The sequence below is a fragment of the Longicatena caecimuris genome, from assembly GCF_018406465.1.
Taxonomy (GTDB): Bacteria; Bacillota_I; Bacilli_A; order Erysipelotrichales; family Erysipelotrichaceae; genus Longicatena; species Longicatena caecimuris.
Genome location: NZ_AP024510.1, coordinates 1,495,355 through 1,516,953 on the forward strand (window position 1 = coordinate 1,495,355; position 21,599 = coordinate 1,516,953).

Genomic DNA, 21,599 nt, shown 5'->3' on the forward strand with positions numbered 1-21,599 from the left:
GGGTTCAAGAGCTTTTTCATGAAGGAGGATTTCCTTATGGAACTTGTCTTATGCAAAGAGAATGGGCAAACGATCATTCAAGAAAATGGGCATGCGATTTATACGATTGAAGAAGAAAAAGAGCAGGGTCTTTTGTGTGTCTATCTAAAGAACATGTATGGCGAAGAAGTATTAGGAATGTATCAGATACAAAAATGGTATACGCGTTTTATCCGTAAACATACGGAAGATTTTACAATTTATGCAAAAGATGATAAACAAGGTGAAATGCATGGCTTTAAAGAAGGCTATGAAGTGGCATGGAAGGATGTTTTTTATCGCTTTTATGGTGGTTATCATGCCACCAAAAAAACAATCTTATGTATTGATAAAGAAATGCAGCTTGCCGAATTTACGATGGATGCAAAACCTACTGTCCGTTTACGTAATACATCGCTGAATGCCATTTTTGCTTTGTTGTTGTATATGTTTGATGCACATTTGGCCTTTGATAAATTCGAAGAAGAGGCATATTTGTATCGATATAAAGGACGTTATCAAGATGCTTATGAATTTGAAAAATAATCAGATGATGATCCCAATCTAAGTGCTTTTACTATAACATAATTCATCTTGACTGCAAGTATACTGAAAACGGGAGGGATTTCATGAACTTGCAGGCTTTTTTTACCCTTTGGCAGGATGTAGGACTTATTCTATATGCCATTTTAAAAGCTTTTTTACCTCTTCCATCATTAGAAGTCGTGCTGACTCCATTATGCTTAAAGCATCCGGAAAAATGGCTGTTATATTCCTTTGAAGGTGCAATTGGTACTTGCATTGGCGGTGCTATCGGATATGGCATTGCATACAGCGTCGGTCGTAAAGCACTTGCTCATATTGCCAGTGATGAAGATATCGAAAAGGGAGAAACTTTGATGCGCAAACATGGATTGCTTGCTGTGTTCATCGGAGGTATTACGCCAATCCCTGATTTCTTACTGGCTTATTTGGCTGGCTTTACCAAAATGCCTTTTCTTTCCTTTACGCTGTGTGATGGCATGGCTCGACTTTTACGCAGTATCATCGTAACTTATGGATTAAAGAGTTTGGGAACCATCATTCATGTGGATGCTTTTGGAACTTGGTTTTCTTTATTAATTCTAGTATGGATGTTGTATCGCTGGTATCAAAGCCGGCGCAAGCTACGCTCACAAACAACATCTAAGAAATAAGGAAATAGTTGATCGTTTTCCATTTTTTCCGGATGCCATTGTACACCAAGAACGGGAAGTTGTTTATGGAGAAAGGCTTCCACATATTGTTCTTTACTATAAGCTAATATATCCAATTGTTCACCACATTGTTTTACTGCTTGATGATGATAGCTATTGAAACTGGTACCATCGCTATAAAGTTGATGCAGTATGGAGTTTTTGGGGAAATATAACGGATGAGCATGTAGTGTGGCATGGGTATTTATATCAATGTTTTGGAAAAGCTTGCTGCCATAATATACAGCAAGTAATTGCATTCCTCGACATATTCCTAAAATCGGTTTTTGTTTTTGTAAAAAGGCTTGTATACAAGCAAAATCAAAATGATCCTGTGCATGGTCATAAAAGTTGCAAGAGGCATCTGGTATTTCTTGAAGATAATAGCTGCGTAAATCATAACCGCCGCACACGATGAGCGCATCACAACTTGTGGCAGCTACAGCTAATGAAGCATAGGAAACAATGGGGAATAGGGCACAACCATATTGCGAACAAGCATCCACATAGGTTGCATTGATGAACCATTTTGATTGGCTATCAAAAGATTCCATACGGCATGTAATGGCAATGGTTTTCATAACAAGCCTCCTGTTTTACTCTATGCGTTTTTCCTATGCTTGTGCCTATCAAAAAAAGAAAAGCTGATTTTCAGCTTTTGGAGTAAAGTCGTCCTTGCCAAGTATTACGGCGTTTCATCTCTTTATCGATGGTGTTTAAAACATTTACTTTGTGCAAGGTCCAAGTAGGCGCAATAAGTAGTTCTTTCACACCATCACCAGTCAATCGTTGGATGATCATTTCCGGAGGCAAAACTTCTAACTGGCGTATCACGATATCTATATAATCTTCTAATGATAATAACGGAAATGGTTGGTTTTCATATTCTGTTGCCATCTGCGTATCCTGCATGATATGCAGCATGTGAAGTTTGAGTGCGTGAATAGGCAATGTAGCTAATGCTTTGGCACTTTCCAGCATCATATCTGTGGTTTCATAGGGTAATGAATTAATTAAGTGCACCGCCACTTTGATATCAGTTTTTGCCAGGCGCTGCAAACAATCTAAAAACTGTGCATATGTGTGACCGCGATTGCAATGTTGAGCTGTTTGATCATAGATGCTTTGTAATCCCAATTCGATCCAAATATCTTTCTCTTTACATAAGGAATGCAGATAAGCAAGCTTATCATCTTCTAAGCAATCTGCGCGTGTGGCAATGCTTAAGGCAAGTACATCTTTTCGTTCCATAAATGGTTGAAAACAGTGTTTGAGCTCATGCAAAGGGGCATATGTATTCGTGTATGCTTGAAAATAGGCAATACTACCACCATTTGGCCATTTTCTAAGCATCATCTGCTGACGATCCATAAATTGCTTCATTAAATCATCCTGTAGATTTCCAGCATATTCACCACTGCCTAAGCTGCCACAAAAGGTGCAACCGCCCTGACCACAGGTTCCATCACGATTCGGACAGGAAAAATTGGCATTTAAAGGAACTTTAAATACTTTTTGATGATAACGATGCTTTAAATAATAATTCCATGTATGATAACGTTTATTATCATCACTATACGGGAAGGGGTTATTGTATGCCATAAAATCACCGCATTCATTTTAGCATATTCGTATAAAAAGTAAATCTTTTCTCCATCAAAAGTAAAAGCATGCTATAATACTCTTACTAATAAAAACGTAAAATATGAAATAGGAAAATAAAATATTACAAATGAAAAAAATTCCAGAAATGTAAAAGGAAAAAGTATTTATTTTTCACATTAAGTATGAGATAATAAAATGCACACGCAAGGATTGAGGTAGTAAGAATTATGGATGGAAACAAGAAAGTAATACAGTGTAAAAAATATCCGATTACCTATACATTGGTAATTAAACAAGTGAAAAATATCAATATGCGTATTAGTACGAAGGGTGAGGTCATCGTTAGCGCAAATCCATTCGTATCACTGGATAAAATTGATGATTTCGTCAGTAGTAAAGCCAGTTGGATTGCCAAACACCAGAAATCGATGGAAGAACGAAGCCATTGTACTGTGTTTGATGAGAATCAGCTGATGTTGTTTGGTAATTCTTTGAAAATAAAATATATGACGGGGAAGTATAATCATGTAAGCTATGATGATAAATATCTGTATGTGCAATATCGCACAAACAGTGATCCGCAAAAGGTCATTCATCAGTTTATTGATAAATTGTGTAAGGATGTCTTTAGTGATGTAGCAATGCTCACGTGTCGTTCGCTCAGTGACTATCATATCGCATACCCTCAAATCAAAGTGCGGGATATGAAAAGTCGTTGGGGAAGCTGTACACCGGCCAAACAGTCCATTACTTTGAATCGAAAGCTGATCCATTACCCATTAGAATTTATTGAGTATGTAATTCTTCATGAATTTGTACATTTTATTCAGCCAAATCATTCAAAAGCATTTTATCACATTATCGAAAATTATATGCCGGATTATAAAAAACGGATGGAGCTTGTCAGCTAGAAAAGGGAGTTCACATGGTAAAAATTATAACAGATACTTCTGCTTTATTTACGGTAGAAAATGGCATCCATATGGGAGTAGATGTCTTGCCTTTATGTGTCAGCATTGATGACCATCAGTATCGTGATTTATGTTTTGATACAAAATTGTTTCTTGATAAAATAAAGGAAGGGCATGTTCCCAGCAGTTCACAACCACCGATTGGTGAAGTGTTGGCTGCATATGAAGATGCGAAAGAAGAAGAAATTTTAAATATCACAATGGCTGATGGCTTGTCAGGCACCTACCAAACCGCTTGTATGGCGAAGCAGCAGGCATGCAATGCTTCCTCAATTACGGTGTTAAATTCACAAACATTATGTGGACCTCATCGTTATTTAGTGGAGAAGGCAGTGCGTCTTCGTGATTTAGGAAAGAATGTAAAAGAAATCGTGCAGGAACTGGAACACAGTATTGCCAGTGAACACTCCTTTTTGATTCCACAAAATTTTGATTTCTTACGTCGCGGTGGACGTTTAAAACCTGCGGCTGCAACGATTGGCGGTCTTTTGAAACTTAAACCAATCATGGAGAAAGTAGAAGGCGGTACACGGCTAGATAAGTTTGATATTGCTAGAACTTTAAGTAAGGCAGTGCAGCATATTGTAGACTTCATGAAAGAAGATGGCGTAAATGAATATTATAAAATCTTTGTCTCTCATGCAGATGCCTTAGAAGATGCAAGAAAGATCAAAGAAAAACTAGTATCTATCTTCAGCGAATGTGAAATAGAATTATTGGATTTGTCACCGGCTTTCATTACACAGGGAGGGCCACAGTGCATTGCCATTCAATATATTGCAAAATAGAAGATATGTAGGAGTATCTTCTTTTTTGCATATAAAAAAACAGCTGTTTCTAACCAAACGCTGAACAGCATTTTTATGCATATCGTTTATGCTTATGTTTGCTTTTAGAATGCCAGGTCCTTCGTATATTTCTAGCAATTACGTTACACTCTATAGTATAGAATACTGATGTTATCAATAATGAGACATGATATCTTGTGATGTTTGATAATTGGAAAGGATGGATGAAATGATGAATAAAACATTTATGAAAGAATTACTTACATGTATCTCTGTAAGTGGGAGAGAAAAAGCGATACAACAAATTATTTATGAATATATGAAGGATGTATGTGAAGATAGTCAGATGGATGCCAGTAAGACCCTAATTAGTGTTTTGAACGCAAAAGCAAAACAAAAAGTATTGTTATGTGCACACGTAGATGAAATCGGTTTTTATGTGAATCGTATCTACCCTGATGGAACATTAGGGGTCATAAAGGCCGGAGGGGCACATCCTATCTTATACTTGGGTACACATGTACAAATTGTTGGTAAAGAGCTGATTCATGGAGTTGTAATATGTAATAAAATGTTAGAAACAAAGGGAACAATCGTCAGTGATGATTTGCGAATAGATATCGGATGTGATACGAAGGAAGAAAGTGAAAAAGTAGTGTCGCTTGGCGATGTTGTCTGTGCTGCAGTGGATATGCAAGAACTGCAAAAGAATCGCTTTGCCGCAAGAGCAATTGATGATCGAGGTGGAGCTTTTATCATTTTAGAGGCAGTGCGAAAAGCAAAGGAAATGGGAGCTTCTGTTGGTATGTATGCAGCAACTACTACAGGTGAGGAAACAACACGGCGTGGAGCGTTCCATGCGGTTAAAGCAGTGAAACCCGATTGCGCTATCATCGTTGATGTAACCTTTGCCAGTGATTATCAAGGTGTTCAGAATAATGAAGGCGGCGATATTTTTTTAGGGAAAGGTGCTGTTTTATGCCATAGCAGTATTGTGAATGAAGCAATGAATAAACGTATGGAGACTTTGGCTAAACAGCATGGTATTGCATATCAATGGGAGGTTACGCCAGGTTTTACATCAACGGATGGAGATACGATTCATATGAGCAATGAAGGCGTACCTATCTGTTTGGTATCATTGCCTTTACGCTATATGCATTCTTCTATTGAAACGGCGGATTGGAAAGATGTAGAAAGTTGTATTGATTTAATTGCTGCCTTTCTTTGCTCATTAGATTCAGCTTTTTCTTATCTTTAACTACATAGAACAAATAGGAATGTTAAAAGCATCATACTAGTACGAAAGTTATGGTAAACGAAAAAGAAGCCAACTCATTTGCAATCTTATGCAATATATGAGCTGACTTTTTTTGATTTGCTTACGATCGTAAAATGTATGAGTTACATATCACGACCAATGACAGTGGCAATGGCTTTGCCTTTATCAATCACTTCTTTAAAACGTTCTGGCTTTAAGGATTGCGCTCCATCGCTCCATGCATTTTCCGGATCATTATGAACTTCGATGATCAATCCATCTGCTCCAGCGGCAATGGCTGCTAAAGAAGCAGATTCTACTAATTTCCAATCACCGGTTGCATGACTTGGGTCAATAATAATCGGCAGATGCGTTTTTTCTTTAAGAATTGGAATTACCGATAAATCTAAGGTGTTTCTTGTATACGTTTCAAAGGTGCGAATCCCGCGTTCACAGAAGATGACATTTTCATTTCCTTCTGACATGATATACTCTGCTGCCATGATCCATTCTTCAATGGTATTTGCTAATCCACGTTTTAATAGTACTGGTTTCTTCACACGTCCCACAGCTTTCAATAAATCGAAATTCTGCATGTTGCGAGCACCAATTTGAATCAAATCAACATTTTCGACAAATTCATCTAGCTTATCCACACTCATTAACTCACTGACGATAGGTAAGCCATATGTTTCTCTTGCGTGCATCATACATTGAATGCCTTTTGTCCCCATGCCTTGAAAAGCGTATGGAGAGGTACGCGGCTTATAAGCACCTCCACGCAGCATACAGCCACCGGCTTCTTTCACACTTTTGGCAATATCCATAATTTGTTTATCACCCTCTACTGAGCAAGGTCCACCAATCACAACGATTTTTTCCTTACCGCCAACCTTGATACCAGCTACATCGACTATAGTATCTGCTGGATGAAATAAGCGATTAGCTTTTTTGTATGGAGCGGCAATACGAGTAACATTTTCTACAAAAGGGTGAGCTTTTACTAATTTTTCATCAACTCGTGAGGTATCTCCAACTAGACCAAAGACATTATAATTATCACCATGAATCATCGTGACAGATAAGCCTTTTTGTTCAAAGTTGTGAATCAGTTTGTTGACCTCGTCTTTAGGCGCATTTTTCTTTAATGTAATAATCATAAATTTTTCCTCTTTCTATTAATCTTTTACAGCATTGATTAGAATGCTGTGATAAGCTGTTTCAATTTCGCTAACTGTTTCTTCTATATCGGTGTTATTCACCGCAATATAAGCTGCATACTTTCGATAGAGCGCTATACGCTCTGTATACATTTTATGCAAAGCTTCTTTACTGCTTGACAATGGACGATTGGGGTCAGCACTAATTAACTTATCGACATCGCGATCAATGAAAATAGTGATGCCATTTTGTCTTAAGTAATCCATATTCACTTTATGCTTAACAGTGCCACCGCCTGTCGCGATAATCTTATTGTTTGTTTTCGCAAGCTCAATAGCAACTTCTGTTTCTATAGCGCGAAATCCAGCTTCTCCACTTTCTGTGAAAATTTCAGGAATGCTTTTACCAGCTTTTTCAATAATCTTATCATCTAAATCAATGAACTCTTTCTGCATCCGTTTTGCTAGCATTTTACCGATTGTCGTTTTTCCTGAACTTGGCATGCCAATCAAAACGATGTTGCAGCGTTTCATTAACATATCTTGATAGATTTCATCTATGATGGCATCATCGATGGTTTTGTTCAGAAAATACTCAACGCTTTGTTTTGCTTGTGCAATGAGCATTTCTAAGCCGTTGACATGTTTGATACCTTCATTTTGGGCTTCTAAACAGAAACGTGTTAGAATTGGATTATAAATCACATCCATAACTGCTTCACATTTGTGAAACAATGTAATGTCAATAGGAGTATTGCCAATATGAGGATACATGCCGACAGGGGAGGTGTTAATGATAATTTCAGCATCTAGATGATGCAAAAAGCATTCATCATATGTGATGGCACCATTTCCTGCAACCACATCTACAATGATCATTTGTTTTGCTTGTTCATGCTGCACAACAGCCTGTATTGCTGCGGATGCTCCACCGTTGCCTATGATCAGTACCTTCTTGCCTTTCATTTGCACACCATGCTTTTTTACCATGTAATGAAAACCGGTGAAATCTGTATTATAGCCAATCAATTTGCCTTCTTTATTCACAATGGTATTTACAGCACCAATAGCTTTTGCATGCTCATCAATTTCATCTAAATAGGGGATAACTTCTTTTTTATAAGGGATCGTGACATTGATTGCGGTAAAATCACGTTTTTCCATAAATGCGTGAAATGCTTCTTTGGAAAGGGGAATCAGATCATACGTATAATCAGCAATGCGCTCATGAATTTCTTTTGAGAAGCTATGCCCGAGTTTTTCTCCGATAAGTCCATATCTCATAATTTTCTACCTCTTCTTTCTCATGATTATGAATAGAAGTACATCATGCCGTGCAACAAAAAAAGCATCAACGTCTGATAACTGTTCGATGCTTTATTAAAGCCCTGAAAAGGAACCATTCAATTTATCATGGTTTTTTCAGGGCTATCTAAAGTAAAAGTAAAATGTTTCGTAGGTTGTTGTATGCATGAGTATCACTCCTATTGCTTATAGAATACAATGTTTCTGCAAAAAAAGCAATAATTATTTTCATGAATTTGCATGATGTATGAAAAATAATGAAAAAAGATTAATGGCTGTGTGCATGCGATTGGCCTGTTGTTGTGAGATGCGCAATGTTATATAAAAGGAGTGATCCTATCGTTGGTACGCCAATAAGAAACGATGTAGTCTTAGGATCATAGATACAATTACCGACATTGTTAGGATTATATCATTTTTCTTTAACTACACGATCATATCGCTTGCAGGCATGAAGGAGATGGTATCTATCTTCATGATGAATGTTCAATAACGGTTATTGGGTAAATTGCCATAATGTGTGTAGGTGTTGTTTCATTGTTAAATAACCTAAAGAATAGCAAAATAAAGAAATTCTTGGTATAATAAAAAGCATTCAAAGCATAAAGGACTAAAAAGTATTCCATTCATGAGATGATAATCTAGAGGCATTTAAAGCATATGCAATAGGAGGAAAAAATGAAAACGGTAAAGGTCAGAAAGACAGTAATCGGAGAAGGACGGCCAAAGATTTGTGTTCCGATTCTTGGTAAAAATAAAGAAGAACTGTTATCAGAAGTAGATGAATTGAAACAATTAGATGTTGATGTAGTAGAATGGCGTATGGATTGGTTTGATGATATTATGGATCATTCAAAGGCATGTGCTATGCTGCATACATTGCGTGAAGCATTAGGCGATATGGTGATATTAGCGACCTTTCGTACAAAACAGGAAGGTGGCGAAAAAGCGATACAGAAAAAAGATTATGTAGCATTGTATCATGATATTATCATGAGTAAGGATGCGGATCTGATTGATGTAGAATTGTTTATTGGGGAAGAAGAAGTTAAAACCATTGTTAAAGATGCTCATAACCATCAAGTGGCAATCGTGATGAGTAATCATGATTTCGTGAAAACACCAAGCTGTGACGAGATTGTTGCACGTCTAAAAACAATGCAGGAACGCGATGCGGATATTTCGAAAATGGCCGTTATGCCACAGAGTAAAGCGGATGTTATAACACTGTTATCTGCAACAAATATCATGTATGAACAATTTGCGGATCGTCCAATTATCACCATGTCGATGGCGAAGGATGGTATCGTCTCACGCATATGTGGAGAGGTCTTTGGTTCTGCAATGACCTTTGGCGCCGCAACAAAAGCCAGTGCACCAGGACAAGTTGCCGCAAAGGATTTAAAGAATATGGTTGAAATGCTGCATAAGAGTTTAAAGGAAGAGTGAAGCCACTTTTCCTTTCTTTTTCTATGATTTTACTGTTGCACATTAAAACGAAAAAGGGTAAAATAAAAGGTGTGTTGGAACTTTTTTCAGAAATAATGAAAAAGTTTCAGGAAGGAGAAGCTATGTATAAGATCGTAGAGAAAGAGAACCTGAACCCAACCGTAACCAAAATGGTGGTTGCAGCTCCAGCTGTTGCTAAAAAAGCGTTGGCTGGTCAATTTATCATTTTGCGTGTGCATGAAAATGGGGAACGTATTCCTTTGACTATTGCGGATTATGACCGTGTAAAGGGAACAATTACAATTATTTTTCAGATTGTTGGAAAAACAACTATGCTGTTGAATGAATTGAATGAAGGAGATAGCATTTTAGATTTTGTTGGTCCATTAGGAAAACCATCTCATGTGGATGGCTTAAAAAAAGTTTGTGTCATTGGTGGAGGCGTTGGCTGTGCAATCGCGTATCCAACCGCGAAGGCCTTGCATGAGAACGGAGCTGATGTGACGGTAATTACCGGATTTAGAAATAAAGATCTTGTCATTCTGGAGGATGAATTCAAACAGGTGAGCAGTCATGCTTATTTGGTAAGTGATGATGGCAGTACCGGTACAAAAGGTCTGGTTACCAATGTATTGCAAGATTTGATCAATCAGGGAGAAACCTTTGATGAAGTCATTGCAATTGGACCACTGATTATGATGAAATTTGTTTGCGAATTAACAAAGAAATATAACATCAAAACGATTGTCAGCATGAATCCGATCATGATCGATGGTACAGGCATGTGTGGTGGTTGCCGTCTGAGTGTAGGTGGTAAAACCAAATTTGCTTGTGTAGATGGTCCGGATTTTGATGGTCATGAAGTTGATTTCGATGAGGCGATGTCACGTGGTGCTACCTATCGTGAATTTGAGGCTAGAGAACGTGAAGAAGCCTGCAATCTATTGAAGAAGGGGGTTGCATAATATGGCAAATATGGCAATGACAAAAGTACCTATGCCTACACAGGATGGGAATGTCAGAAGAAATAATTTTGATGAAGTAGCCCTTGGTTATACGAAAGAAATGGCGATGGAGGAAGCACAACGCTGCCTGCATTGTCCTACGAAACCATGTATTAGCGGATGTCCGGTAGCTGTCAATATTCCTGATTTCATTGAAGAAGTAAAAAATGGAGAATTTGAAAAAGCGTATCAGATCATCCGCCAGACAAGTTCTTTACCTGCTGTCTGCGGACGTGTTTGTCCACAGGAAACACAGTGTGAAAGCAAGTGTGTTCGTGGTGTAAAGGGTGAAGCAGTAGCAATTGGACGTTTAGAGCGTTTTGTAGCTGATTGGCATCGCGAACATGTAAAGGATGAGGCGGTAAAACCTGCCAGCAATGGACATAAGGTTGCTGTTGTTGGTGCTGGCCCTGCAGGCTTGACTTGTGCCGGAGATTTGGCAAAATTGGGTTATCAAGTATCCGTTTTTGAGGCATTGCATGTAGCCGGCGGTGTGTTAATGTATGGTATTCCTGAATTCCGTCTGCCAAAAGCAATCGTACAAAATGAAATTGATGGTTTAAAGCAGATGGGCGTAGATATTGAAACAAACATGGTCATTGGGCGCAGTGAATCGGTGGATGATTTGTTTGAAGCCGGTTATGAGTCGGTATTTATTGGCAGCGGTGCTGGTTTGCCTAACTTTATGAATATGCCAGGTGAAAATCTGAAAGGTGTATATTCAGCAAATGAGTTCTTAACTCGCTGCAATCTAATGAAAGCTTATAAAGAAGGTGTTGATACACCAATTCAGCATCCAAAACGTGCAGTCATCGTCGGCGGCGGTAATGTGGCAATGGATGCAGCACGTTGCGCAAAACGTCTGGGAGTTGAAGAAGTTACCATCGTATATCGTCGTAGCATGGAGGAGTTGCCGGCTCGTAGGGAAGAAGTTGAGCATGCACAAGAAGAAGGAATTATCTTTAGATTGTTAACTAATCCTGTACGTGTACTTGGTGATGAAAACGGCTGGGTCAAAGGTATGGAATGTGTATCTATGGAATTAGGTGAACCAGATGAAAGCGGTCGTAGACGCCCTGTAGAAATAAAGGATAGTAATTTTGTTTTGGATGTGGATTGTATGATCATGGCTATCGGAACTTCACCAAATCCTTTAATTCGTTCCACTACGGAAGGATTGGAAACAAATCGCAAAGGCTGTTTAATTGCCGATGATAATGGTGCTACTACAAGAGAAGGTGTCTTTGCGGGAGGAGATGCTGTTACAGGTGCTGCTACGGTTATTTTGGCCATGGGTGCTGGGAAAACAGCTGCAAAAGCGATGGATGCCTATATTCAAAATAAGAAATGATAAAAAAGCAGTGACAACACTGCTTTTTTATAAGATAAGATGATTTTTACAATTATAAAACGGACATTGCATAAGAAAGTGTATAGCCCAAAAGTTTTTGGAAGGGTTTACAAAAGCTTTGAAAAATGTTATTATAATCTCAGGAAATAAGTACCTTATTTCTAATATCATAATATTGGCTCTATTATGATAGAAATGGAAATGGTTTTCTTGCATTCCTTCCTTTCATTGTAAGAGATACCTTCCATATTCATATCGATTTCCTTTCGATAACCTATTTAAGAAGGACGTGGTGATGCGCGTCCTTTTTAAAAGCTATGTAAGGGAACAAGAACGTTCCCTGTAATACTACCAGCGATTGCAGTTATTCCAATTGTTGTTGCAGCCACATCCAAAATCGCCTTCGATACTACGCATGCAGTTAACAAACTGACGAGCACAACGGTTTTCTCTTGCTCTGCGGCATGCTGCATGATGAGCAATACGTTCTACTTCACGGAACAATGCATCATCATAGTTGTTGTTACAAGAGCAACAGTTACAACCTTTGTTGAAGAAGTTACCATCGTTAAAGCCTCTGTTGAAGTTACCATTACACATAAACAATTCCTCCTTTATGAGATACGTTTTTTCTTAACGTATCTTCATCAATAAGGTATGAATAGCATTGCTTGCCCATTTAGGCAATCGCTCGTACTTTTTTAAAAATGAGAAGAACGCCCGTATGAAAGATAAGGCAATCCATAATATATACCGATATAAAAATTGCTTGTTGCGCTAAGTTTATGGTATGCTGATGGTGGTGATCCTATGAGACATAAAGAACAATGGAATTTAATAGCGGCCGCATGTATATTGGTCTTGTTTGTTGTGACGATTTTCATACCGTCATTTGAGCCGTTAGCTAAGACAATCGCACTTTTGCTATATGCATTGGTTAGTATAATATCCTTACAAAAGCAAAAGAAAGAGGGAGAGGATATTCAAAAAGCAGCTATGTTTTCCCTTGCGGTTTTTCTCATTTTAGGCTATTTACTCTTTTTTGTATGATGTGAGATGAAAAAAGTCAGTGAAACATTGACAAAAACATGAAGAATTGAGTATACTAATACTCGTAAAGGCGATGAATTAAAGTAGTACCTTGGAAAATAATGCAGAGAGTCAGCTGGTTGGTGAAAAGCTGAAGTATGGAACAGGGGAACTCGTTAAGGAGCCGATAAGCACACTTATCCGTTTTACTTCGCGTTAAGAAGAAATGAAGGGCTTTTTTCCTTAAGAAAAAAGAACTAAGGTGGTACCGCGTTGAACAACGTCCTTAGAATGTTTAAGGATGTTTTTTTATTACAAAAGGAGAATGATTATGAACTATCAACACCAGAAAGTAGAGAAAAAATGGCAAACGTACTGGAAAGAGAATAAAACTTTTGCCTGTGACACACATGATTTCAGTAAGCCTAAATTTTATGTATTGGATATGTTTCCATATCCAAGTGGAAATGGTTTGCATGTTGGCCATCCAGAAGGCTATACCGCTACCGATATTTTGGCACGAATGAAACGCATGCAAGGTTACAACGTATTACATCCAATGGGATGGGATGCTTTTGGCTTGCCGGCAGAGCAATTTGCTATTCAGACAGGAAATCATCCTGCTGAATTCACAAAGAAAAACGTTGATCATTTCCGTGAACAGATTCAGTCTTTAGGTTTCTCCTATGATTGGGATCGCGAGATTTCAACGACAGATCCTGATTATTATAAATGGACCCAATGGATTTTCTTGCAGCTTTATAAGAAAGGGTTAGCATATGTTGATGAGATTCCTGTAAACTGGTGTCCTGAATTGGGGACGGTTTTAGCTAATGAAGAAGTCATTGACGGAAAGAGTGAGCGAGGTGGCTACCCAGTCATTCGTAAGCCGATGCGTCAGTGGGTCTTAAAAATCACAGAATATGCAGAGCGTCTGTTAGAAGATCTGGAGTTATGCGATTGGCCACAATCCACCAAAGAAATGCAGATCAATTGGATTGGTAAATCACAAGGCGCTAATGTTATCTTTAAGATAAAGAATACAGATAAAGAATTTACGGTATTTACGACACGCTGCGATACTTTATTTGGCGCTACTTATTGTGTTATGGCACCTGAACATCCATATGTAGATGAAATCACGACAGCTGCTCAAAAAGAGCAAATAGCTGCTTATAAGAAGACTTGTGCATCAAAGTCTGATTTAGAACGTACGGAATTAAACAAAGAGAAAACAGGTGTTTTTACTGGCGCTTATGCGATCAACCCAGTAAATGGAAAAGAAGTTCCTATTTGGATTAGTGATTATGTATTAGCAAGTTATGGAACTGGAGCAATCATGGCTGTTCCTGCACACGATACCCGTGATTATGAATTTGCTAAGAAATTTAATATCGAAATCATTCCTGTTTTAGAAGGCGGAGATATCAGCAAAGAAGCCTTCACGGAAGATGGTGTTCACGTGAATTCCGCGTTCTTAAATGGTATGGGAAAACAGGAAGCCATTGATACTATGATCAAATGGTTAGAAGAACATCATTGTGGTTGTGCAAAGACAACATATAAATTACGTGATTGGCTGTTTTCTCGTCAGCGTTACTGGGGAGAGCCAATTCCTATTATCCATATGGAAGATGGTACGACACGCACGGTTGATATTGATGAACTGCCACTTGAATTACCAGAAACTAAGATTTTCAAACCAAATGCAAATGGCGAATCACCATTAGCACATTGCGAAGATTGGTTGAATGTCGAAATCGATGGTGTTAAAGGAAAACGCGAAACCAATACGATGCCACAATGGGCTGGCAGCTGTTGGTATTATCTGCGTTATATTGATCCTAAAAATCATGAAGCAATTGCAGATGAAAAACTATTAGAACATTGGTTGCCAGTAGATTTATATGTCGGTGGTGCTGAACATGCGGTATTACACTTATTATATGCACGCTTCTGGCATAAAGTATTGTATGACTGCGGTGTTGTAAAAACCAAAGAACCTTTCCAAAAATTATTCCATCAGGGAATGATCTTAGGAGAAAATAACGAAAAAATGTCAAAATCGCGTGGAAATGTTGTAAATCCAGATGATATCGTTGAAAGCCATGGTGCTGATGCGCTGCGTGTATATGAAATGTTTATGGGGCCACTTGAAGCTGCTTTGCCTTGGAGTACGACCGGATTGGATGGTTCTCGTAAATGGTTGGAACGTGTTTGGCGCTTATATACCGAACAAAATAAATTAGCAAAAGAGAATGATGGAAAATTAGATAAGGTCTATCATGCAACTGTAAAAAAGGTAACACATGACGTCGAAACCTTGAACTTAAATACAGCGATTTCACAAATGATGATTTTTATCAATGAATGCTATAAAGCAGATACTATTTATGAAGAATATGCAAAAGGTTTCTTAAAAATGTTTGCATGTTTTGCTCCACATATGGGGGAAGAAATCTGGCAGGATGTCTTCCATGGAGAACAAACTATTGCATATGAACCTTGGCCGACATATGACGAAAGTAAATTGATTGAAAGTGAAGTTGAAATCATCGTTCAGGTGAATGGTAAATTGCGTGGTAAATTTAAGATTGCAGCGGATGCGAATGAGGATGCTATTAAAGAAGAGGCATTACAGTTAACGAGTGTGAAAGCACAATTAGAAGGTAAAACCATTCGTAAGATCATTGTTGTAAAAGGTAAAGTTGTGAATATCGTTGCAAATTAATTTCATGAGAAACCATATGGGTCATCCGATGGTTTCTTTTTTTGCATGTAAACGATTCATTATATAAATAGCTTATGCTATCCTTATCGAAGAAGAGGTTCACATATCGCTTGCTTTTAGTCTTTCCATGGGGATGTCTTAGAAAATGACAAGTCGACTTGTCACATAGAAACAAGCATCTTAAGCTTTTTTGTAAGCGTTAAATCTGTTACAATAAAGATAATAAATAAGCTTTAAAGAGCAGGTGATAGGATGAATAAAAAAATTGCTATACTAAAACGCAAAAAAGCGATACGTAATCTGATTACATTGTTGGCAGTCATCACGTCTGCTTTGCTGCAGACCTTTGTTATTCAATCTATGATTCGTCCTGCTAATATGTTATCTAGTGGATTTACCGGCGTTGCAATCTTAATTGACAAAATTGCAGCATTATATGGTGGTTCTATATCTACCTCAATCGCTATTATCATGTTAAATGTACCAGTTGCCCTTTTATGTTATAAAAGTATTTCGGCAAGATTCACATTCTTCTCTTGTATTCAATTTGCCTGTACAAGTCTCTTTCTACAAGTGATGAATTTTCAGCCAATGTTTCATGATATCGTATTAAATGTTATTTTTGGTGGGTTCCTTTATGGAATCGGTACTACTCTGGCATTAAAAGGCAATGCTTCCACCGGTGGAACTGATTTTATAGCCTTGTTTGTGTCGAATCGTTTAGGCAAATCCATATGGTCCTATGTGTTCCTCTTTAATGCGGCTATCTTATGTATCTTTGGTTCTATGTTTGGTTGGATTTATGCCGGATATTCAATTATATTTCAATTTATCTCAACAAAGACAATTGATGCTTTCCACCACCGTTATGAACGTGTTACCTTGGAAATTCTCACAAGTGATGCAGAAAGTGTTGTAGATACGTATGTAGATCATTTTCGCCATGGCATTACCTGTGTACAAGGATATGGGGGCTTTTCACACAAAAAGATTTATATCCTACATACTGTTGTCTCTACGTACGAAGTTGCTGATATCATTGAATTACTTAAACAAACTGATGAACGAATTATAGTTAATGTTATGCGTACAGAACAATTTTTTGGTAATTTTTATCAAAAGCCTTTTGAATGATGAATCATCGTACGCTAATTGATTTACGTAACATCAACATGGTTCTAGGAAGACTTTTATTTGGCACTTGTTGAACTGTAATAACACTAATTCTCGGGTTTAGCTAATCGCTATGAATCGTATTACACGAAATGGTTTTGATGGAAAATGCTTACAAGCAAGCAAAGCGTGATACGCAACAAAGGCTTGTTTCATGCGTCGATCAGGATTTTCTTGCGTTAAAAAGCATATGTATGCTATACTATATGAGGAAATTTGGAAGGTGATAAAAATGGGTAGACATTTTGAAGTGCGCGCCGCTTCCATGGCTAAGACGGCTGCAGCAAAAGCAAAGAAATATTCTCGTTATGGTAAAGAAATTTTAGTAGCAGCAAAATCAGGTGTGCCTGATCCGGAAATGAATGCTGCATTAAAAAAAGTAATTGAACGTGCAAAAGCAAATCAGGTTCCTGCTGATGTTATTAAGCGTGCCATTGACAAAGCAAAAGGTGGTACCAATGAAAACTATGCACCTGCTACATATGAAGGATTCGGCTCTGGTGGAGCTGCAACCATCATTATTGACTGCTTAACAGATAATGCAAATCGTACGATTGCCGATTTACGTGCATGCTTTAATAAATCACATGCGAAATTAGGTGTGAGTGGCTGTGTATCTTTCAATTATGAGCATGTTGGATTGATTTCCATTGCTTATGAAGATGAAGAGGCAATAATGGATGCTTTGATCATGGCGGAAGTTGATTTAAAAGATATTGAAGTAGAAGATGGGCAAATGACAATTACGGTAGAGCCTACAGACTTAAATAAAGCTCAGGATGCAATTGCCGAACTGATTCCTGATGTAAACTTTGATATCATGGAAGATACGATGTTGCCTAATGAGTATGTTGAACTGGAAGGTGAAGATTTGAAACTGTTCCAGCGATTGGTAACGTTACTGGATGATGTTGATGATGTACAGCAGGTATATCACAATGTTCGTAACATTAATGATCCTGTTGAATAAGAAATAGCGATAAGCGATACTTTATGGTATGACCAACCTGAGTATCGCTTTTATCATATGTAGCCATTGTTGTTTTGTTTGTTCAGATAGATAAGAAAAATCATTTATTCTCTTAAAGAAATCGTTTTTTTGTTTTACTTCTAATTGACAAACTTCGCTAAGATGGGTAAACTATAAGTAATCCGATGAAAAAGAGGCTTATCATAAAGTAAGTTACAGAGAAAAAGACATTAGCTGAGAGTCTTTGCGATGCATTTATGTTAAGGGACACTTTGGAGGAATTATCAGGAAATGGATAATCGTATGACCGCGTTAAGGTGTTAAGCAGCATTTCAATTCGAGATGAAAAAAGGTGGCACCGCGTGGAATACGTCCTTTGTGAGGGCGTTTTTTTATGCTTATGAAGATGATAAATGAATGGAGGAATGACTATGCGTTATCAGGTACCAAGAGGAACACAGGATATCCTGCCTAAGGATATTAGCAAATGGCACAAGCTGGAAGATATGATTCGTCAATTCTGCTATGTGTATAACTACGATGAAATTCGTACCCCAATTTTTGAACATACAAATGTCTTTAAACGAGGCAATGATTCCAGTGATATGGTGAATAAGGAAATGTATACCTTCCAGCTGGAAAACAGTGCAACCTCATTGACCCTACGCCCTGAAGGAACAGCAGGTGTAGCCAGAGCCTTTGTGGAACATAAGATGTTTGGCAATGCGGATCTACCAGTAAAGATGTACTATGTAGGTCCACAGTGTCGTCATGAACGTCCACAAAAGGGAAGAATGCGTATCTTTCATCAATTTGGTGTAGAAGTGATTGGCGCAAAAAGTCCAATGTTGGATGTTGAAACGATTGCTTTAGGTTGGAGCTTTGTATCCGCATTAGGATTAAAGGATATGAAAGTGTTGATCAACACTTTAGGTGATGATGAATCCCGTGCTGCATATCGCGCCGCTTTAAAGGAACACTTTAAAAACGATATTGATACCATGTGTGCGGATTGTAAGCGTCGTTATGAACAAAATCCTTTACGTATCTTAGATTGCAAGGTGGATCATGATAAAGATATTATGAAGACAGCACCTAAGATGGAAGATTATCTAAATGATGCCAGCAAACAATATTTCAAGGAAGTCTTAGAAGGCTTAGATGCTTTGGGTATTCCTTATGAAGTAGATGATCGTTTGGTTCGTGGCTTGGATTATTATACACATACAGTATTTGAAGTTGTATCCGTTAATAAGGAAATGGGCGCCCAATCTACGGTATTTGCCGGTGGCCGTTATGATGGCTTGGTAGAGTATTTCGGTGGTCCGGAAGGAATGAGTGGCATTGGCTGGGCAATGGGATTGGAACGTTTGATCATTGCTTGTGAGGCAGAAGGCATTACTCTTGATGAGGAAGATGGATTAGATGCGTATGTCCTTTGTTTAGCAGATAGCGTACATAAGGAAGTTTTGGCGATTACGACCGAATTGCGAGCAAATGGCTATCGCACAGATACAGATTACTTAGGTAGAAGCTTTAAAGCACAATTTAAAACCGTCGATCGCAAACATGCACGATGCGCGATTTTAATCGGGGATAGTGAAGTAGCAAATGGTACCGTGAATATCAAAGATGTAAAAACGCAACAGCAGTATACAGTCCCAATGGAAGAATTGATCCCAACGATGGATCGTATCTTTGGCAACGTTGGCTGTGGTGAAATTAATGAAGAAGAATAGGAAGGAAATCGCATATGGAGAGAACACATACAAATGGAGAACTACGTTTAAGTGATACTGGAAAAGAAGTTACTTTGCTGGGCTGGGTAGCCAAACGTCGTAACTTCGGAGCCTTGGTTTTTATTGATTTACGTGATCGTACAGGAATCACACAGCTGGTTTTTGATGAAACACTGGCTGAGCAAATTAAGGATGTGCGAAATGAATATATCTTACAAGTAAGTGGTACGGTCTTAGAACGAAAAGACAAGAATCCAAAACTTGCGACTGGAGATATTGAAGTTAAAGTAAATGAGGTCAGCATCATCAATAGTGCCGAAACAACTCCTATCATCGTAGCCGATGATACAGATGCTTTGGAAGACACTCGTTTAAAGTATCGCTATTTAGATTTACGTCGTCCAATCATGCAAAACAAATTAATGATGCGTCATAAGATTACCCACAGCATGCGTGAATATTTAGATAGCAAAGATTTCATTGAGATTGAAACACCAATGTTGGGAAGAAGTACACCAGAAGGTGCTCGTGATTATTTGGTACCAAGTCGTGTGCATCCGGGAAGTTTTTATGCACTCCCACAATCTCCGCAGCTCTATAAGCAATTATTGATGGTATCAGGCTTTGAACGTTATTATCAGTTTGCCAGATGCTTCCGTGATGAAGATTTACGAGCAGACCGTCAAACAGATTTTACACAAGTTGACTTAGAAACCAGTTTTTTAAGCGATGTGGAAATTCAGACGATGATGGAAGAAATGCTGCAAAAGCTGATGAAAGATGTAAAAGGCATGGATATCAGCATTCCATTCCCAAGATTAACATGGGAAGAAGCCATGAATCGTTATGGTAGTGATAAGCCAGATAACCGCTTTGCCATGGAATTGCAGGATATCACAGAGCTGTTCATTAATTGTGGCTTTAAAGTATTCCAGGATTGTATTGCAAATGCCGGCAGCATCAAAGCGGTAGTTGTCCCTGATAAAGCAAGCATGACGCGTAAAGAGATTGATAAGATTACCGAACTTGCGAAAAAGAATGGCGCAAAAGGCTTAGTAACTTTGAAATATCTCAATGGTGAAGTGAGTGGCCCTATCGTTAAGTTCTTATCTGAAGATGAAATTCATGCTTTGATTGAGCGATTAACCTTGAAAGAAAATGATTTAGTGTTGATTGTTTCAGATAAATGGAGAATTACATGTGAAGTCTTAGGTGCTTTACGTAATCATTTTGGATCCCTATTAGGGTTAAAGAAAAAAGATGAATTCTCTTACTTATGGGTTACCGATTTCCCAATGTTTGAGTACAGCGAAGAAGATGGACGTTGGTATGCAATGCATCATCCATTCACACGTCCACGTGATGAGGATATGCAATACATTGATACCGATCCAGGTAAAGTCCATGCGATTGCCTATGATGTTGTGTTAAATGGCTATGAATTAGGTGGAGGTTCTTTACGAATCTATGATGGAGCTATGCAGGATAAAATGTTTGAGGTACTTGGCTTTACAGAAGAAAAGATTCAAGAGAACTTTGGATGGTTCGTTGATGCATTAAAATATGGAACACCTCCACATGGTGGATTGGCATTTGGACTTGATCGTATCGCAATGATCTTATCTGAGAGCGACTCTATCCGTGATGTTATAGCATTCCCTAAAAATGCAAACGCAAAATGTCCAATGAGTGATGCACCTACACCAGTCGATGAAGAACAGTTGCAGGAGTTGCATATTACCATTACTGAAAAAGAGTAATAGAAGCGGATTAGGTAGTTTTAACTTATATAAGGAACAAACAACATGGA

At 38.1% G+C, this 21,599-nt stretch carries 19 protein-coding genes and 2 other annotated features; of the genes, 14 read left to right on the top strand and 5 right to left on the bottom strand.

Features of this window, described 5'->3' with window-relative positions; genetic code table 11:
* Positions 1 to 36 precede the first annotated feature (36 nt).
* Complete coding sequence (locus tag KJS44_RS07005) at positions 37 to 564, top strand: hypothetical protein (protein ID WP_008688557.1); 528 nt, start codon at positions 37 to 39, stop codon at positions 562 to 564.
* Positions 565 to 647: 83 nt separating this feature from the next.
* Entirely contained in the window at positions 648 to 1,214 is a 567-nt protein-coding gene (locus KJS44_RS07010) for a YqaA family protein (protein ID WP_008688556.1), read from the top strand.
* On the opposite strand, the gene KJS44_RS07015 is transcribed toward KJS44_RS07010, so the two are convergent.
* Positions 1,169 to 1,834 carry a gamma-glutamyl-gamma-aminobutyrate hydrolase family protein gene (locus tag KJS44_RS07015; RefSeq protein WP_008688555.1) on the bottom strand — a complete coding sequence of 222 codons (666 nt, stop codon included), beginning with the start codon at positions 1,832 to 1,834 and terminating at the stop codon, positions 1,169 to 1,171. The two genes, KJS44_RS07010 and KJS44_RS07015, sit on opposite strands and share 46 nt — an antisense overlap.
* A 70-nt stretch (positions 1,835 to 1,904) precedes the next feature.
* Entirely contained in the window at positions 1,905 to 2,855 is a 951-nt protein-coding gene (locus KJS44_RS07020) for a TIGR01212 family radical SAM protein (RefSeq protein ID WP_213540227.1), read from the bottom strand.
* Between the two features lie 230 nt (positions 2,856 to 3,085).
* Here KJS44_RS07020 and KJS44_RS07025 point away from each other — a divergent pair, with 230 nt between their 5' ends.
* The 3 genes from KJS44_RS07025 (at position 3,086) to KJS44_RS07035 (ending at position 5,878) form a co-directional block, all read left to right on the top strand.
* The gene (locus KJS44_RS07025) at positions 3,086 to 3,769 is read left to right on the top strand and encodes a M48 family metallopeptidase (protein ID WP_008688553.1); all 684 of its coding nucleotides are present in this window, start codon (positions 3,086 to 3,088) and stop codon (positions 3,767 to 3,769) included.
* Between the two features lie 14 nt (positions 3,770 to 3,783).
* Positions 3,784 to 4,617 (top strand): DegV family protein, encoded by an 834-nt coding sequence (locus KJS44_RS07030; RefSeq protein ID WP_008688552.1) that lies wholly within the window; start codon positions 3,784 to 3,786, stop codon positions 4,615 to 4,617.
* 229 nt (positions 4,618 to 4,846) lie between these two features.
* Positions 4,847 to 5,878, top strand: a complete 1,032-nt coding sequence (locus tag KJS44_RS07035; RefSeq protein ID WP_008688551.1) for a zinc-binding metallopeptidase family protein — start codon at positions 4,847 to 4,849, stop codon at positions 5,876 to 5,878.
* A gap of 143 nt (positions 5,879 to 6,021) precedes the next feature.
* Here KJS44_RS07035 and aroF read toward each other — a convergent pair whose 3' ends face one another.
* On the bottom strand, positions 6,022 to 7,038 hold the full coding sequence (gene aroF, locus KJS44_RS07040; RefSeq protein ID WP_008688550.1) for a 3-deoxy-7-phosphoheptulonate synthase: 1,017 nt from the start codon (positions 7,036 to 7,038) through the stop codon (positions 6,022 to 6,024).
* An 18-nt stretch (positions 7,039 to 7,056) separates the two neighbouring features.
* A complete protein-coding gene (locus KJS44_RS07045) occupies positions 7,057 to 8,322 on the bottom strand; it encodes a shikimate kinase (RefSeq protein ID WP_008688549.1) in 1,266 nt (421 codons plus the stop codon).
* A 699-nt stretch (positions 8,323 to 9,021) separates the two neighbouring features.
* On the opposite strand from KJS44_RS07045, the gene aroD reads away from it, so the two are divergent.
* From aroD to gltA, 3 genes are all read left to right on the top strand, one after another.
* Positions 9,022 to 9,792, top strand: a complete 771-nt coding sequence (aroD, locus tag KJS44_RS07050) for a type I 3-dehydroquinate dehydratase (RefSeq protein ID WP_008688548.1) — start codon at positions 9,022 to 9,024, stop codon at positions 9,790 to 9,792.
* Between the two features lie 122 nt (positions 9,793 to 9,914).
* Positions 9,915 to 10,757 (top strand): sulfide/dihydroorotate dehydrogenase-like FAD/NAD-binding protein, encoded by an 843-nt coding sequence (locus KJS44_RS07055; protein WP_008688547.1) that lies wholly within the window; start codon positions 9,915 to 9,917, stop codon positions 10,755 to 10,757.
* A 1-nt stretch (position 10,758) separates the two neighbouring features.
* Positions 10,759 to 12,147 carry an NADPH-dependent glutamate synthase gene (gene gltA / locus KJS44_RS07060; protein WP_008688544.1) on the top strand — a complete coding sequence of 463 codons (1,389 nt, stop codon included), beginning with the start codon at positions 10,759 to 10,761 and terminating at the stop codon, positions 12,145 to 12,147.
* Positions 12,148 to 12,495: 348 nt separating this feature from the next.
* Here the strand turns inward: gltA and KJS44_RS07065 are convergent, their stop codons facing one another.
* A complete protein-coding gene (locus KJS44_RS07065) occupies positions 12,496 to 12,747 on the bottom strand; it encodes a hypothetical protein (protein ID WP_008688543.1) in 252 nt (83 codons plus the stop codon).
* Positions 12,748 to 12,957: 210 nt separating this feature from the next.
* Between KJS44_RS07065 and KJS44_RS07070 the strand changes: the two genes are divergently transcribed.
* The 6 genes from KJS44_RS07070 to aspS all read left to right on the top strand — a co-directional run bounded on the left by KJS44_RS07070 (position 12,958) and on the right by aspS (position 21,549).
* Positions 12,958 to 13,197: a hypothetical protein gene (locus KJS44_RS07070; protein ID WP_008688542.1), complete on the top strand. Its 240-nt coding sequence runs from the start codon at positions 12,958 to 12,960 to the stop codon at positions 13,195 to 13,197.
* Positions 13,198 to 13,261: 64 nt separating this feature from the next.
* Positions 13,262 to 13,467, top strand: a binding site (T-box leader).
* Between the two features lie 40 nt (positions 13,468 to 13,507).
* Positions 13,508 to 15,907 carry a leucine--tRNA ligase gene (gene leuS, locus KJS44_RS07075; RefSeq protein WP_008688541.1) on the top strand — a complete coding sequence of 800 codons (2,400 nt, stop codon included), beginning with the start codon at positions 13,508 to 13,510 and terminating at the stop codon, positions 15,905 to 15,907.
* A 252-nt stretch (positions 15,908 to 16,159) separates the two neighbouring features.
* The gene (locus tag KJS44_RS07080) at positions 16,160 to 17,041 is read left to right on the top strand and encodes a YitT family protein (RefSeq protein ID WP_008688540.1); all 882 of its coding nucleotides are present in this window, start codon (positions 16,160 to 16,162) and stop codon (positions 17,039 to 17,041) included.
* Positions 17,042 to 17,312: 271 nt separating this feature from the next.
* Positions 17,313 to 18,050, top strand: a complete 738-nt coding sequence (locus KJS44_RS07085) for a YebC/PmpR family DNA-binding transcriptional regulator (protein WP_017144651.1) — start codon at positions 17,313 to 17,315, stop codon at positions 18,048 to 18,050.
* 176 nt (positions 18,051 to 18,226) lie between these two features.
* Positions 18,227 to 18,430 (top strand) — a binding site (T-box leader).
* A 51-nt stretch (positions 18,431 to 18,481) separates the two neighbouring features.
* Entirely contained in the window at positions 18,482 to 19,789 is a 1,308-nt protein-coding gene (hisS, locus tag KJS44_RS07090; protein ID WP_008688538.1) for a histidine--tRNA ligase, read from the top strand.
* Between the two features lie 14 nt (positions 19,790 to 19,803).
* Positions 19,804 to 21,549, top strand: a complete 1,746-nt coding sequence (gene aspS, locus KJS44_RS07095) for an aspartate--tRNA ligase (protein ID WP_008688537.1) — start codon at positions 19,804 to 19,806, stop codon at positions 21,547 to 21,549.
* The last annotated feature ends 50 nt before the right edge of the window (positions 21,550 to 21,599 follow it).

What these genes read in the sequence shown, in the direction of transcription:
- KJS44_RS07005 (WP_008688557.1), top strand. Translation starts at nt 37, where the DNA reads ATGGAACTTGTCTTATGCAAAGAGAATGGGCAAACGATCATTCAAGAA.
- KJS44_RS07010 (WP_008688556.1), top strand. Translation starts at nt 648, where the DNA reads ATGAACTTGCAGGCTTTTTTTACCCTTTGGCAGGATGTAGGACTTATT.
- KJS44_RS07015 (WP_008688555.1), bottom strand. Translation starts at nt 1,834, where the DNA reads ATGAAAACCATTGCCATTACATGCCGTATGGAATCTTTTGATAGCCAA.
- KJS44_RS07020 (WP_213540227.1), bottom strand. Translation starts at nt 2,855, where the DNA reads ATGGCATACAATAACCCCTTCCCGTATAGTGATGATAATAAACGTTAT.
- KJS44_RS07025 (WP_008688553.1), top strand. Translation starts at nt 3,086, where the DNA reads ATGGATGGAAACAAGAAAGTAATACAGTGTAAAAAATATCCGATTACC.
- KJS44_RS07030 (WP_008688552.1), top strand. Translation starts at nt 3,784, where the DNA reads ATGGTAAAAATTATAACAGATACTTCTGCTTTATTTACGGTAGAAAAT.
- KJS44_RS07035 (WP_008688551.1), top strand. Translation starts at nt 4,847, where the DNA reads ATGATGAATAAAACATTTATGAAAGAATTACTTACATGTATCTCTGTA.
- aroF (WP_008688550.1), bottom strand. Translation starts at nt 7,038, where the DNA reads ATGATTATTACATTAAAGAAAAATGCGCCTAAAGACGAGGTCAACAAA.
- KJS44_RS07045 (WP_008688549.1), bottom strand. Translation starts at nt 8,322, where the DNA reads ATGAGATATGGACTTATCGGAGAAAAACTCGGGCATAGCTTCTCAAAA.
- aroD (WP_008688548.1), top strand. Translation starts at nt 9,022, where the DNA reads ATGAAAACGGTAAAGGTCAGAAAGACAGTAATCGGAGAAGGACGGCCA.
- KJS44_RS07055 (WP_008688547.1), top strand. Translation starts at nt 9,915, where the DNA reads ATGTATAAGATCGTAGAGAAAGAGAACCTGAACCCAACCGTAACCAAA.
- gltA (WP_008688544.1), top strand. Translation starts at nt 10,759, where the DNA reads ATGGCAAATATGGCAATGACAAAAGTACCTATGCCTACACAGGATGGG.
- KJS44_RS07065 (WP_008688543.1), bottom strand. Translation starts at nt 12,747, where the DNA reads ATGTGTAATGGTAACTTCAACAGAGGCTTTAACGATGGTAACTTCTTC.
- KJS44_RS07070 (WP_008688542.1), top strand. Translation starts at nt 12,958, where the DNA reads ATGAGACATAAAGAACAATGGAATTTAATAGCGGCCGCATGTATATTG.
- leuS (WP_008688541.1), top strand. Translation starts at nt 13,508, where the DNA reads ATGAACTATCAACACCAGAAAGTAGAGAAAAAATGGCAAACGTACTGG.
- KJS44_RS07080 (WP_008688540.1), top strand. Translation starts at nt 16,160, where the DNA reads ATGAATAAAAAAATTGCTATACTAAAACGCAAAAAAGCGATACGTAAT.
- KJS44_RS07085 (WP_017144651.1), top strand. Translation starts at nt 17,313, where the DNA reads ATGGGTAGACATTTTGAAGTGCGCGCCGCTTCCATGGCTAAGACGGCT.
- hisS (WP_008688538.1), top strand. Translation starts at nt 18,482, where the DNA reads ATGCGTTATCAGGTACCAAGAGGAACACAGGATATCCTGCCTAAGGAT.
- aspS (WP_008688537.1), top strand. Translation starts at nt 19,804, where the DNA reads ATGGAGAGAACACATACAAATGGAGAACTACGTTTAAGTGATACTGGA.